Annotated in this window: 15 protein-coding genes and 1 pseudogene; 13 read left to right on the top strand and 3 right to left on the bottom strand. The window is 66.7% G+C overall.

Going from position 1 to position 12,071, the window contains the following annotated elements; all coding sequences use genetic code 11:
• The first annotated feature begins 7 nt into the window (after positions 1 to 7).
• Positions 8 to 817 (top strand): YmdB family metallophosphoesterase, encoded by an 810-nt coding sequence (locus ACK4FK_RS16715; RefSeq protein WP_409746318.1) that lies wholly within the window; start codon positions 8 to 10, stop codon positions 815 to 817.
• A 10-nt stretch (positions 818 to 827) separates the two neighbouring features.
• Entirely contained in the window at positions 828 to 1,427 is a 600-nt protein-coding gene (locus tag ACK4FK_RS16710; RefSeq protein WP_409746317.1) for a uracil-DNA glycosylase family protein, read from the top strand.
• Here ACK4FK_RS16710 and ACK4FK_RS16705 read toward each other — a convergent pair.
• The 3 genes from ACK4FK_RS16705 to ACK4FK_RS16695 form a co-directional block, all read right to left on the bottom strand.
• On the bottom strand, positions 1,415 to 1,909 hold the full coding sequence (locus ACK4FK_RS16705) for a PAS domain-containing protein (protein WP_409746316.1): 495 nt from the start codon (positions 1,907 to 1,909) through the stop codon (positions 1,415 to 1,417). The two genes, ACK4FK_RS16710 and ACK4FK_RS16705, sit on opposite strands and share 13 nt — an antisense overlap.
• A gap of 1 nt (position 1,910) precedes the next feature.
• Entirely contained in the window at positions 1,911 to 2,411 is a 501-nt protein-coding gene (locus tag ACK4FK_RS16700) for a PAS domain-containing protein (protein ID WP_409746315.1), read from the bottom strand.
• Between the two features lie 71 nt (positions 2,412 to 2,482).
• Positions 2,483 to 3,046, bottom strand: coding sequence for a hypothetical protein (locus ACK4FK_RS16695; RefSeq protein ID WP_409746314.1), 564 nt, complete (start codon positions 3,044 to 3,046; stop codon positions 2,483 to 2,485).
• 307 nt (positions 3,047 to 3,353) lie between these two features.
• On the opposite strand from ACK4FK_RS16695, the gene ACK4FK_RS16690 reads away from it, so the two are divergent.
• The 11 genes and pseudogenes from ACK4FK_RS16690 to ACK4FK_RS16640 form a co-directional block, all read left to right on the top strand.
• Positions 3,354 to 4,103, top strand: coding sequence for a YebC/PmpR family DNA-binding transcriptional regulator (locus ACK4FK_RS16690; protein WP_409746313.1), 750 nt, complete (start codon positions 3,354 to 3,356; stop codon positions 4,101 to 4,103).
• A gap of 35 nt (positions 4,104 to 4,138) precedes the next feature.
• Positions 4,139 to 4,663, top strand: coding sequence for a crossover junction endodeoxyribonuclease RuvC (ruvC, locus tag ACK4FK_RS16685; protein ID WP_409746312.1), 525 nt, complete (start codon positions 4,139 to 4,141; stop codon positions 4,661 to 4,663).
• Positions 4,660 to 5,271 (top strand): Holliday junction branch migration protein RuvA, encoded by a 612-nt coding sequence (gene ruvA, locus ACK4FK_RS16680; protein ID WP_409746311.1) that lies wholly within the window; start codon positions 4,660 to 4,662, stop codon positions 5,269 to 5,271. The genes ruvC and ruvA overlap by 4 nt, the downstream gene beginning before the upstream one ends.
• The gene (gene ruvB / locus ACK4FK_RS16675; protein ID WP_409746310.1) at positions 5,268 to 6,314 is read left to right on the top strand and encodes a Holliday junction branch migration DNA helicase RuvB; all 1,047 of its coding nucleotides are present in this window, start codon (positions 5,268 to 5,270) and stop codon (positions 6,312 to 6,314) included. The genes ruvA and ruvB overlap by 4 nt, the downstream gene beginning before the upstream one ends.
• Positions 6,307 to 6,744, top strand: coding sequence for a YbgC/FadM family acyl-CoA thioesterase (locus ACK4FK_RS16670; RefSeq protein WP_409746309.1), 438 nt, complete (start codon positions 6,307 to 6,309; stop codon positions 6,742 to 6,744). Before ruvB ends, ACK4FK_RS16670 begins: the two co-directional genes overlap by 8 nt.
• 33 nt (positions 6,745 to 6,777) lie before the next feature.
• Complete coding sequence (gene tolQ, locus ACK4FK_RS16665; RefSeq protein WP_409746308.1) at positions 6,778 to 7,515, top strand: protein TolQ; 738 nt, start codon at positions 6,778 to 6,780, stop codon at positions 7,513 to 7,515.
• Between the two features lies 1 nt (position 7,516).
• Entirely contained in the window at positions 7,517 to 7,966 is a 450-nt protein-coding gene (tolR, locus tag ACK4FK_RS16660; protein WP_409746307.1) for a protein TolR, read from the top strand.
• A gap of 59 nt (positions 7,967 to 8,025) precedes the next feature.
• Positions 8,026 to 8,976 carry a hypothetical protein gene (locus ACK4FK_RS16655; protein ID WP_409746306.1) on the top strand — a complete coding sequence of 317 codons (951 nt, stop codon included), beginning with the start codon at positions 8,026 to 8,028 and terminating at the stop codon, positions 8,974 to 8,976.
• A gap of 18 nt (positions 8,977 to 8,994) precedes the next feature.
• Positions 8,995 to 10,371, top strand: a complete 1,377-nt coding sequence (tolB, locus tag ACK4FK_RS16650; protein ID WP_409746305.1) for a Tol-Pal system beta propeller repeat protein TolB — start codon at positions 8,995 to 8,997, stop codon at positions 10,369 to 10,371.
• Between the two features lie 425 nt (positions 10,372 to 10,796).
• Positions 10,797 to 11,303, top strand: coding sequence for a peptidoglycan-associated lipoprotein Pal (gene pal, locus ACK4FK_RS16645; protein WP_409746304.1), 507 nt, complete (start codon positions 10,797 to 10,799; stop codon positions 11,301 to 11,303).
• A 220-nt stretch (positions 11,304 to 11,523) separates the two neighbouring features.
• A pseudogene (locus ACK4FK_RS16640) lies at positions 11,524 to 12,071 on the top strand (hypothetical protein); the annotation flags it as partial.

The following is a 12,071-nucleotide window of genomic DNA, read 5'->3' as shown; positions in this document are numbered from 1 at the left end:
AACAACGATGAAGCTTCTTTATTGCGGCGATGTGGTGGGCCGGTCGGGCCGCGATGCGGTGCTGGCGCGGATTCCCGAGCTGCGCCAGTCGCTCGGCCTCGATTTCGTGCTGGTCAATGGCGAGAACGCTGCCGCCGGTTTCGGCATCACGGGCAAGATCTGCGAGGAATTCTACGCCGCCGGCGTCGATGCCATCGTGCTGGGCAACCATGCCTGGGACCAGCGCGAGACGCTGGCCTATATCAATGGCGATCCGAAACTGCTGCGGCCGCTAAATTATCCGAAAGGTACGCCGGGCAAGGGCGCCACCGTGTTCACGCTGCAGAATGGCCGCAAGGTGCTGGTGGTGCAGGTGATGGGCCGCGTGTTCATGGACCCGCTGGACGATCCCTTCGCCGCGGTCGATGCCGAATTGCAGAAATACCGTATGGGGGCGGGCATCGACGCCGCCATCGTCGACATTCATGGCGAGGCGACCTCGGAAAAGATGGCGATGGGCCATTTCTGCGATGGCCGCGTCTCGCTGGTCTGCGGCACGCACAGCCACGTGCCCACGGCCGATGCGCAGATCCTGCCCAAGGGCACGGCGTATCAGACCGATGCCGGCATGTGCGGCGACTACAATTCGGTGATCGGCATGGACAAGGCCGAACCGCTCAACCGCTTCACCCGCAAGGTGCCGGGCGGCCGCTTCGAGCCGGCCAATGGCGATGCCACGCTCTGCGCCGTCTATGTCGAAACCGACGACCGCACGGGCCTGGCCACGCGCATCGCACCCCTGCGGCTGGGCGGCCGGCTGCAGCAGGCCACGCTCTAGGCTTCTGGCGATGGCGTCGCGCCGCTTCGATGCCCTGCTCGAAGAGATGCGTGCTTGCCGGCATTGCGAAAGTCACCTGCCGCTCGGGCCGCGCCCGGTGGTGCGCATGAAACCGGGTGCGCGTCTGCTGATCGTCGGCCAGGCGCCGGGCACGAAAGTGCATGAAAGCGGTCTGCCCTGGAACGACCGCAGCGGCGACGTGCTGCGCGGCTGGCTGGCAATGGATCGCGACGCGTTCTACGACGCATCCCGCATCGCCATCATGCCGATGGGCTTCTGTTATCCTGGCCGCGATGCCAAGGGCGGTGACAACCCGCCGCGCCCGGAATGCGCGCCGCTGTGGCATCCGCGCCTGCGGCCGATGCTTCCCGATATCAGCCTCACGCTGCTGGTGGGACAATATGCCCAGGCGCATTACCTGGACGGATTGCGGCGCAAGACGATGACCGAGACGGTGCGGTACTTCCGCGATTATCTGCCCGCCGGCTTCTTCCCGCTGCCGCATCCAAGCTGGCGCAACATGGCCTGGCAGAAGCGCAATCCCTGGTATGCGACCGACGTGCTGCCCGAGCTGCGCCGGGCCGTGGCCACGGCGCTTCAGCGCGGCTGACGCGGCACGAACTCGATCAGGCAGAACAACATGTCGATGGTCCGGCCATCGGTTGCCAGCGGCATGACGACATCAACCACCGACAGGTAATCCTTGTGCGGGCCGATATAGGGCACGCGGTTGACGGTTGGTTCGCCACCCTCGCTCACCCTTTGCAGGCTGGCCCAGATTTTCGCCGGCGGCCGCTGGTGCGGCAGGCTGCTCATGCGCAGTCCGGTATAGCGGCCGTTCATCATCGCATCCACCTGGGTGCCGATCAGGCGATAGCGGAAATCCAGCGGCCAGTCGGGATCGGCATCGCGCAGTACGTCCATCAGCACCACATGCGGCAGCAGCGGCTTGATCGCGGCCGGGTCGATATCGGCGCGCGCGGGCATCGCACGCCCGCCGCGCAGCGCATCCCAGTAATCGAAGCCGCGCAGCAGCAGCGGCGTGGCGCCGCCCTTCACAAGCCTGTCGCGCTCCAGTCTGTCACGCAGCATGTCACAGGGCCTGCGGCTCCTCGGCCGGCGGTGGACCCAGGCCGTGGCGCGGCACGAAATCGACGAAATTCAGCAGCATGTCCACCGTCCGGCCGTCGCGCGACAGCGGCGTGATCAGATCCTGCGCGGCGAGGAAATCCTTGTGCGGGCCGATATAAGGCACCTGGGTGATCAGCGGCGCGGCGTTCTGCACGACAGCGGTGAAATTGTCCCACATGCGGCTGGGCGGCCTCTGGTGCGGAATCTGGCTCATGCGCAGACCGGCATAGCGCATGCTTAGATGCGTTTCCACCGCGCTGCCCATCAGGCGATAGCGGAAATCCAGCAGCCAGTCCGGATCGGCATCGCGCATCACCTCGATCAGCACCACATGCGGCAGCAGGGCCGGGATCTCGATCGGATCGATGTCGGTGCGGCTGGGCATGCGGCGGCCGGCCCGCTTGCCATCCCAGTAACGATAACCCTGCTGCAACAGGAAGGTGGCGCGGTTGAGATCGAGCATGCGGGCCGATGTTAGGCCGCGGCCGCGGCAATTGTCGCGGTTTTTCGGGTTGAATACTGCGTGAACGGATGTCAGCCCAGTTGCGTGAAGGGCTGGGTGCCATCCTGCAGCCGGATCGCCGGGGCCAGATCGACGCAAACCAGCAGATGGTCCACCGTCTCGCCGTCTTCGGCCAGCGGCAGGACGATGTGGAAGACGCCGCTCACCTCGCGGCTGCGGCCCACATAGGGGATCACGCCCTTGACCGGGGCGCGGGCATCCACGGCGGCCGACAGGTGTTCCCAGACATGGCTGGGGGCGCGCTGATGCGGAATCTGGATCAGCCAGTGGCCGGTATAATCGGCATTGCTGATCGCCTGGATGCGGCTGCCGATGAGGCGATAGCGGAAATCCAGCGGCTCGCGCTGTACCTGGAACAGCAGGCTCAGCGGGTGCAGCAGATCGGGCTGGCTCTGGGCCATGCTGGGCCAGGCCGGCATCTCGGCCTGGCCGCGCGCTGCCAGCCATAGGGCATGGGCCTGGGTCAGAAGCGCCGATTGCGGATAGCCCGGCAGCGCGGCAGTCGGCCTTGCGACTTTCCCGTCCAGGCTAGCGCTATGCAGGGCGCCGCTATGCATGTGCAGAAGGTCGGTCATGCCGGCCCTGTCTATAAGATTGATAACGCTGCGTAAAACGAAACTTCGCGGCAGGCGGGCGGGAAGGGCCCGATTCCTTGGATGGTATGGGATTTCACTTTCTCCCGCAATGATATAGGCGCCTGCGCCCTGTCCTGCGCGCCTAGTCTTCCCTGCCAGCCCTCTGCGCCGTCGCCGGCACCCGTCGCTTGCAATTGCCCCGGCGGAGCTTTATCCGGGCGCCCCGGGCTGGCTGCCGGTGGCGGCCGAAATATGGTAAACATGCCCGATTCGTTTGCTTTTTCACGATCATCCACAGGTTCAGGTCATGGCCGGCCATTCCCAGTTCAAGAACATCATGCACCGCAAGGGCGCCCAGGATGCCAAGCGCGCCAAGGTGTTCACCAAGCTGATCCGCGAACTCACCACGGCGGCCCGTATGGGCCAGCCCGACCCCAACACCAATCCACGCCTGCGCGCCGCGATCCAGGCCGCCCGCGCCGCCAACATGCCGAAAGACACGGTTGACCGCGCCATCAAGCGCGGTTCGGGGGCCGATGGCACCGACAATTACGAAGAGGTGCGTTACGAGGGCTACGGTCCCGGCGGCGTCGCCGTGATCGTCGAGGCGCTGACCGACAACCGCAACCGCACCGCCGGCGAGGTGCGCGCCGCTTTCTCCAAGAATGGCGGGGCGCTCGGCGAAACCAATTCGGTCTCCTTCATGTTCGACCGGGTGGGCGAGATCGTATTCCCGGCCGCCGCCGCCTCGGCCGAGGCGCTGTTCGAGGGTGCGCTGGAGGCAGGCGCCGACGACGTGCAGTCTGATGAGGACGGCCATACCGTCACCTGCGGCCAGGACGATTTCGCCGCCGTGCGCGAGGCGCTGGAAGCCAAATTCGGCGAGCCGAAATCGGCCAAGCTGGTCTGGCGGCCGAAGACCACCACGCCGGTGGACGGCGAGAAGGCCGAGACGCTGCTGAAGATGATCGACGTGCTGGAGGATTCCGACGACGTGCAGACCGTCTACGCCAATTTCGAGATATCGGAAGACGAGCTGCGCAAGCTGGCGAGCTGAGGCGCGGCAGCGCAAGGAGCGATTTGGGCCATTACATGCGCATCATCGGACTCGATCCGGGCCTGCGAGCCACCGGCTGGGGCGTGATCCTCGCCGAGGGCAACCGGCTGAGCCATGTGGCGCACGGCACCATCCGCACCAATCCCGACGACGAACTGGCCTGGCGCCTGCGCACCGTGCATGACGCGCTGACCGAGATCATCGCCGAATGGCAGCCGCAGGCCGCCGCCGTGGAAGAGACCTTCGTCAACAAGAACCCGTCCTCCACGCTCAAGCTCGGCCAGGTGCGCGGCGTTGTGCTGCTGGCGCCGGCCCAGGCCGGATTGCCGGTTGCCGAATACGCGCCCACCGAAGTGAAGAAGGCGGTGGTGGGCACGGGGGCTGCCGACAAGGACCAGGTGCATGCCATGGTCAGGCGCCTGCTGCCCGGCGTGACTGTTACCGGGGCCGATGCCGCCGATGCGCTGGCGGTCGCGATCTGCCATGCCCATAACGCGGCCACCGCGCGCCGCGTGCTGGCCGCCGCCGCGAAGGCGGCGCCCGTGAGGATCGGCCGATGATCGCCAAACTCAGCGGCCTGCTCGATTCCGTCTCCGACGCGGCCTGCATTCTCGATGTGAACGGCGTGGGCTACCAGGTCTTCTGCTCCGCCCGCACCCTGCGCGCCCTGCCCCGGCCGGGCGAGGCCGCGCGGCTTTATGTCGAGACCCATGTGCGGGAAGACCATATCCATCTCTACGGCTTCCTCTCCGAAGCGGAGCGGGGCTGGTTCAACTTGTTACAAACCGTGCAGGGCGTCGGCGCCAAGGTCGCGCTCGGCATCCTCTCGGCGCTGTCGCCCGACGAGCTGGTCCGTGCCATCGCCAGCGCCGACAAGGCGACGCTGAACCGCTGCGACGGCGTGGGGCCCAAGCTGGCCGTGCGGCTGATCACCGAACTGAAGGACAAGGTGGGTGGCATCGCCCTTGGCTCCGTCGCCCAGGCGGCCGGCGGCGAAGCTCCTGGTTCCGAAACCGGCCCGGTCGCCGATGCGCTCTCCGCCCTGGTCAATCTGGGCTACAAGCGCGCCGAGGCTTTCGGCGCCGTCACCGCCGCGGCCCGCAGCCTGGGCGACAAGCCTGACGTGCAGGCGCTGATCCGCGCGGGCCTGAAGGAACTGGCGCGATGAGCGAAACGGCGCGCTTGATATCCGGCAGCAAGGCCGAGGGCGACGAGTTCGAGCGTCATCTGCGCCCGCAGCAGCTCGGCGATTTCATCGGCCAGGCGCGCGCGCGGGAAAATCTCGACATCTTCATCCAGGCCGCCAAGAACCGCGGCGAGGCGCTGGATCACGTGCTGCTGCACGGCCCGCCGGGCCTGGGCAAAACCACGCTGGCGCAGATCGTGGCGCGCGAGCTGGGCGTCAATTTCAAGGCCACCTCCGGCCCGGTGATCGCCAAGGCCGGCGATCTCGCCGCGCTGCTGACCAACCTGGAAGCGCGCGACGTGCTGTTCATCGACGAGATCCACCGCCTGAACCCGGCGGTGGAGGAAATCCTCTATCCCGCGATGGAAGATTTCCAGCTCGACCTGATCATCGGCGAGGGGCCGTCGGCACGCAGCGTGCGCATCGACCTGCCACCGTTTACCCTGGTCGGCGCCACCACGCGCTCAGGGCTCCTCACCACGCCCTTGCGCGAACGCTTCGGCATTCCGCTGCGGCTGAATTTCTACGAGGTCGAGGAACTCGAACTGATCGTGCGGCGCGGCGCCCGCATCCTCAACCTGGAACTCGATGCCTCCGGCGCGCGCGAGATCGCCCGCCGCGCCCGCGGCACGCCGCGCGTGGCCGGGCGGCTTTTGCGCCGGGTGCGCGATTTCGCCGCCCATGCCCGGGCCAAGGTGGTGGATGCCAAAACCGCCGACGCGGCCCTGCTGCGGCTGGAGGTCGACGCCCGCGGCCTGGACGCCATGGACCGGCGGTATCTGAATGTGATCGCCCGCGATTTCTCGGGCGGCCCGGTGGGGGTGGAGACCATCGCCGCCGCGCTGTCGGAACCGCGCGACGCGCTGGAAGACATCATCGAGCCCTACCTGATCCAGCAGGGTTTCCTGCAGCGCACGCCGCGCGGCCGCCTGCTTACGCCGGCCGCCTTTGCCCATGTCGGCCTCAATCCGCCGGCCGGGCTCGGGACCAGTCAGCTCGACCTTCTGGGAGACGATGATGCCTGACGGCAATCCATCTGCCTGGCATCGCTATCCGCTCCGGGTGCAGTGGGAAGACACCGATGCCGCCGGCATCGTGTATTACGCCAATTACCTGCGGTTCATCGAACGCGGCCGCTCCGACCTGCTGCTGCAGAACGGCATCGACCAGCGCAGCCTGATGGACGAGCCGGGCGGGGTGGCCTTCGCCGTCCGGTCCTGCAGCGTGGACTACCTGAAGCCCGCCCGCCTGCACGAGGATCTGGTGGTCGCCACCGCCATCACGGAGCTGCGCGGCGCCAGCCTGGCCGCCCGCCAGGATGTCTGGCGCGGCGAGGAACTGCTGGTCCGGGCCCAGGTCAGGCTGGCCTGTATCGACCGGGACGGGCGGGCCAGGCGGGTGCCGCCCCGCATTGCCACGGTTTTCGCCACACTTTCACCAAATTTATCCCATTGATCTGCTAACACCTCATAGAAGGACACGACTCGTATGGACAGGACCGTCAGCGCCATGCCGCTCGGGGGCTCGGCCGCAGCCACCGACCTCTCGCTCTGGGCGCTATTTCTGCAGGCCGACTGGATCGTCAAGGCCGTCATGCTCATGCTGGTCCTAGCCTCGTTCTGGTCGTGGGCCATCATCTTCGACAAGCTGATCAAGATCCGGAAGGTGATCGCCGATACCGACAAGTTCGAGAATGACTTCTGGTCGGGCGGCTCGCTGGATGCCCTCTACGACCGGCTTTCCATCGCCGGCCCGCAGCATCCCATGGCCGTACTGTTCGTGGCCGCCATGCGCGAATGGCGCCGGTCCACCGAACGTGGCCTGGTGCGCGGCAAGCACGGGCTGGGCTCGCTGCAGGTGCGCATCGGCCAGGTGATGCGCGTCTCCATCGACCGCGAGATGGAGCGCCTGGAACGCTACCTCGGCTTCCTCGCCTCCGTGGGTTCGGTGTCGCCCTTCGTCGGCCTGTTCGGCACCGTTTGGGGCATCATGAATTCCTTCCACGCCATCGCCTCCAGCAAGAACACCTCGCTGGCCGTGGTGGCGCCGGGCATTGCCGAGGCGCTGTTTGCCACGGCTTTGGGCCTGCTGGCCGCCATTCCGGCGGTGATGGCCTACAACAAGTTCTCCAACGACCTCGGCCGGCTCAACGTGCGGCTGGAGGGTTTCGCCGGCGAGTTCTCGGCGCTGATGTCGCGCCAGCTCGACGAAGAAGAGGCGGCCTGACATGGGCATGCAGATGGGCGGCGGGTCCACCCGCGGCGGCCGGATGAAACGCCGGCCGATGTCCGAGATCAACGTGACGCCGCTGGTCGACGTCATGCTGGTGCTGCTGATCGTGTTCATGGTCGCCGCGCCGCTGCTCACCGTCGGCGTGCAGGTCGATCTGCCCAAGACCCAGGCGGCGGCGATTCAGGGCCAGGACGAACCCCTGAGCGTGACCATCGATTCCAAGGGCGTCATTTACCTTCAGGAAACGGCTGTCGAGATAGACCAGCTTGTGCCACGCCTGCAGGCGATTGCCGGCAATGCGCCCGACCGCCGCATCTTCGTGCGCGGCGACCAGGCGATCAATTACGGCAGGGTGCTGGAGGTGATGGGCCTGATCAATTCCGGCGGTTTCACCAAGGTGGCGCTGGTCGGCAATCCGCCGGCTGCCGCAGCACCGCGGCGTTAATGGGCAATGGGCGGCCGCGGACAGGGCCGCTGACGGTAAAAAGGGTGTGAGTTAGACGCGTGCAACGCTCCTCGTACATATTCTCGGCCAGCCTGCATGCCGGCATCACGGCATTGGCCATTTTCGGCCTGCCGTACTGGGAGCCGAAGCGCGAGCCCGAGCCGCCGGTGATCCTGGCCGAATTCGCGCCGATCGCCGACAAGACCAACGTGCCCAAGCCGCAGCCCAAGGTGGTCGAGAGCAAGGCCGAGCCCAAGGAAGAGCCGGTCCCCGAGCAGAAACCGACGCCCGAGCCGCCCAAGCCGCAGCCGCAGGCCGTGGCGCCGCCACCCCCGCCGCCGCCGCCCGCGCCCGAGCCGCCCAGGCAGGCCGAGGCGCCCAAGCCTGCCCCGATGCCCGAGCCGGTGCCGTCGCCTAAGCCCGTGCCCAAGCCCAAGGACGTGGTCGAAACGCCCGAGCCGCCGAAGGTGGCCGAGAAGCCGAAGCCTGAGGCCAAGCCGGCGCCGCCGAAAACCACCCAGCGCACCGAAGAGAAGAGCAAGGCGCCCAGCTTCACCGATGTGGCCGCCCTGGTGAACAAGATGAAGGCGCCGCCCGCCGCCCAGCCGCAGCAGGCGCCGCAGACCGCCGCGCGTACGCCGCCGGCGTCGGCGCCGCGTGCCGAGGGACCGTCCAATCCCAACCTGCCGATCTCGATGAGCGAGAAGGATTTCATCCGCAAGCAGGTGGAAGACAAGTGGCAGTTCGATATCGGCGCCAAGGATGCCTCGAACCTGCAGGTGCGCATCCGTTTCAGCCTCAATCCCGACGGCACGCTGCGCACCCAGCCCGAGATCGTCGATCAGGCCCGCATGTATCTGCCGGGCCAGGAAAGCTATCGCTCGGCGGCTGAATCGGCGCGCCGCGCCGTGCTCAAGGCGGTGCCGTTCCAGTTGCCGCCGGGCGACAAGGATAAATGGGGCCAGGACATCATCCTGCATTTCGATCCGCGACAGATGCTGGGTGGCTGACACATGACGGGAGCAGTGATGACCGCGACGACGATGACGGAGAAGGCGATGCGACCCCGGCGGGGTATCTTCACGGGCCTGGCGACGCTGGCCTCCACACTGTTTCTCGCCATGGCGGCGCAGGCTGCGGTCGAGATCGACATCACGCGCGGCAACTTCAAGCCGGTGCCGATCGCGATTTCCGATTTCGATGCCGACAATCCCCAGGCCACGAAGATCGGCGCCGATGTCGCCCGCGTGATCCGCGCCGACCTCGAGCGCTCCGGCCTGTTCAAGCCGGCCGATCCCCGCGCCCATATCCAGACTCCGGCGGCCATGCGCGTGCAGCCGCGCTTTGGCGACTGGCGTGTGATCAACGTCGATGCGCTGGTCAACGGCCGCATCGAGATCCAGGCCGACGGCCGCCTGCGCGGCGAGTTCCGTCTGTGGGATGTGGCCGCCGAACAGCAGATGACCGGTCTGGCGCTGTTCACCACGCCCGACAACTGGCGGCGGCTGGCGCACCTGATCGCCGACGCGATCTACAAGCGCGTCACCGGCGAGGACGGTTATTTCGACACCCGCATCGTTTACGTCGCCGAAAGCGGCCCGCCGGATCGCCGCGTCAAGCGGCTGGCGATCATGGACCAGGATGGCGAGAATCATCGTTTTCTCACCGATGGCCGCTATCTGGTGCTGACCCCGCGCTTCAGCCCGAGCCAGCAGGAAATCACCTATCTGTCGTATTTCAATGACAAGCCGCGCGTGTATCTGTTCAACATCGATACCGGGCAGCAGGAACTGGTCGGCGATTTCCCCGGCATGACGTTTGCGCCGCGCTTCTCGCCCGACGGCAATCGCGTGATCATGTCGCTGGCCGTGGATGGCAATTCCGATGTCTACATGATGGATCTGCGCACGCGGCAGCGCTCGCGCCTCACCGCCGATCCGGGCATCGACACCTCGCCCTCCTTCTCGCCCGATGGCCGGCGCATCACCTTCAACTCCGACCGCGGCGGCACCAAGCAGATCTACACGATGAATGCCGATGGCAGCGACCAGCGCCGCATCAGCTTCAACCAGGGCCGCTATTCGACGCCGGTATGGTCGCCGCGCGGCGACCTCATCGCCTTCACCAAGGAATACCAGGGCCAGTTCTCGATCGGCGTGATGCGCCCCGATGGTTCGGGCGAGCGCATCCTGTCTTCGTCGCCGCTGGTGCAGGAGGCGCCCACCTGGGCGCCGAATGGCCGCGTGCTGATGTTCTATCGCGAGGCGCCGCCGGATGCGCGCGGCCGGGGCCAGCGCGTGCGTCTGGTCTCCATCGACCTGACCGGCTTCAACGAGCGTGAAATCCCGACGCCGATCGACGCCTCCGACCCGGCCTGGTCGCCGCTCTCGGCACTGATCCGCTGAGCGGCGATCCGCTGAACAGGGCGCATCCGGACCTTTAATGATTTGGTTCGGGCCCGTCGGCGGCCTGGGGATAAATCCCGCTTTTCCGGCCTCTGTTGCAGAAATGCCGCAGGGGCCGGATTAGTATTTACAAGCCTTTAGGCCTATTGATTCAGCAAAAACCGCCCGATATAGTCGATCGTGACGCAATGGCTTGAACCACTGGTTCCGGCAACGTTTGCGCGGGCTGGATCTCTAGGATTGCGTACCGGAGATTGTCAGCCGGCGGCCGGCGTGTCGGGTAAATCAGCGGTTTGTCAGACGCTTCGTTTCAGGGACCGAGCCCGAAGAATATTGAGAGTTCGGCCACTGGGATGAAACGCAAGTTTTCAGTGTTCGTTCAGGTACCTGATCTCACTCTCGAAACCCTTGGAGGGATAAAAAAAATGCGCCTCAACACCTTCGGCTCCAAGTTTGTGGCCGTCGCCGCTGTGGGCCTGCTCCTCGCCGCCTGCGAATCGGCTCCGCAGCAGGCTGCCACCACCGGCGGTACCGGCGGCGCCACCGCCGCCACCGGCCAGACCAGCATCGCGCCGGGCACCGTGCAGGACTTCCAGGTCAATGTCGGCGACCGCGTGTTCTTCGACTATGACAAGTTCGAAGTGAAGCCGGCCGGCAAGGCCACGCTGGACAAGCAGGCCGCTTGGCTGAAGCGCTATGGCCAGTGGAAGATTGTGATCGAGGGTCACTGCGACGAACGCGGCACCCGCGAGTACAACCTGGCGCTGGGCGAGCGTCGCGCCAACGCCGTCAAGACCTACCTGATCAACCAGGGCATCCCGGCGAACCGCGTCACCACGATCTCCTACGGCAAGGAGCGTCCGGTGGCTCTGGGTTCGAACGAGGCCGCCTGGGCCCAGAACCGTCGCGGCGTGACGGTCCTGTCGAACTAATTCCGCTGCGGGCGGCGCAGGCCGCCTGCGGATGAGGTTCCGAGCAACACCCGCTTTGCCCCGGTCCGCCGGCGGCAGGCGGGTGTTTCTTTTTGCCGGCGTCGCGCGTTTCCTTTTGCTGGCGGCGCCCTGGCGCCCGCGGTTGCGCGCCGCCACGCTTTTGACGTAAACCGCGATAAGATCGTTCCGATTGCCTGAACGCTGACCCCGGGGTTCCGCCATGGCCGCGCCCATCGCCATCCGCTTCATGCCTGTGTTTCTGCTGCTTGCGGGCCTTGCCCTGCCGGCCGCTGCCCAGGATGCCCAGACGCTCGACCGCATCAACCGGCTGGAAAACGACCTGCGCGCGCTGCAGCGCCAGGTCTATCGCGGCGGCGCCGCGCCCACGGGTTCGGGCGGCGTCAGCACCGCGCCGCTCGTCGATGGCGGCGACAGTTCCTCCATCGCCAACCGGCTGAACAGCCGCATCGACGAACTGGAAAACCAGATCCGTGAACTCACCGGCCGCTTCGAGCAGGTCGAGTTCAACTCCTCCCAGGCCAATCGCCGCATCGACAAGCTGGTCGAGGATGTCGATTTCCGCCTGACCCAGATCGAGCGCGGCGGCGCCGGCCAGCCGGGCGCCGCGGCCGGCAGCGTCGAGCAGGTCAGGCCGCCGGCCGCCACGCCGGCGACCGGCCCGCAGCCGGGCCAGCCGGCCACGGCGCGCGGCTCGACATCGGCCACGCCGGGCCAGGCGCCGACGCGTGAGGGCGTGCTGGGTTCGAT

This window comes from Ferrovibrio sp. (assembly GCF_046297895.1).
In the GTDB taxonomy this organism is placed as follows: domain Bacteria; phylum Pseudomonadota; class Alphaproteobacteria; order Ferrovibrionales; family Ferrovibrionaceae; genus Ferrovibrio.
The sequence above is the reverse complement of the archived record's forward strand: the minus strand, read 5'-3'. Positions and strand labels throughout refer to the sequence as shown.

Coding starts and splice junctions, on each gene's coding strand:
- tolR (WP_409746307.1), top strand. CDS start 7,517: ATGGGCATGCAGATGGGCGGCGGGTCCACCCGCGGCGGCCGGATGAAA.
- ACK4FK_RS16690 (WP_409746313.1), top strand. CDS start 3,354: ATGGCCGGCCATTCCCAGTTCAAGAACATCATGCACCGCAAGGGCGCC.
- ACK4FK_RS16715 (WP_409746318.1), top strand. CDS start 8: ATGAAGCTTCTTTATTGCGGCGATGTGGTGGGCCGGTCGGGCCGCGAT.
- ACK4FK_RS16705 (WP_409746316.1), bottom strand. CDS start 1,909: ATGCTGCGTGACAGACTGGAGCGCGACAGGCTTGTGAAGGGCGGCGCC.
- ruvC (WP_409746312.1), top strand. CDS start 4,139: ATGCGCATCATCGGACTCGATCCGGGCCTGCGAGCCACCGGCTGGGGC.
- tolQ (WP_409746308.1), top strand. CDS start 6,778: ATGGACAGGACCGTCAGCGCCATGCCGCTCGGGGGCTCGGCCGCAGCC.
- ACK4FK_RS16700 (WP_409746315.1), bottom strand. CDS start 2,411: ATGCTCGATCTCAACCGCGCCACCTTCCTGTTGCAGCAGGGTTATCGT.
- ACK4FK_RS16670 (WP_409746309.1), top strand. CDS start 6,307: ATGCCTGACGGCAATCCATCTGCCTGGCATCGCTATCCGCTCCGGGTG.
- ruvB (WP_409746310.1), top strand. CDS start 5,268: ATGAGCGAAACGGCGCGCTTGATATCCGGCAGCAAGGCCGAGGGCGAC.
- ruvA (WP_409746311.1), top strand. CDS start 4,660: ATGATCGCCAAACTCAGCGGCCTGCTCGATTCCGTCTCCGACGCGGCC.
- tolB (WP_409746305.1), top strand. CDS start 8,995: ATGACCGCGACGACGATGACGGAGAAGGCGATGCGACCCCGGCGGGGT.
- ACK4FK_RS16695 (WP_409746314.1), bottom strand. CDS start 3,046: ATGACCGACCTTCTGCACATGCATAGCGGCGCCCTGCATAGCGCTAGC.
- ACK4FK_RS16710 (WP_409746317.1), top strand. CDS start 828: ATGGCGTCGCGCCGCTTCGATGCCCTGCTCGAAGAGATGCGTGCTTGC.
- pal (WP_409746304.1), top strand. CDS start 10,797: ATGCGCCTCAACACCTTCGGCTCCAAGTTTGTGGCCGTCGCCGCTGTG.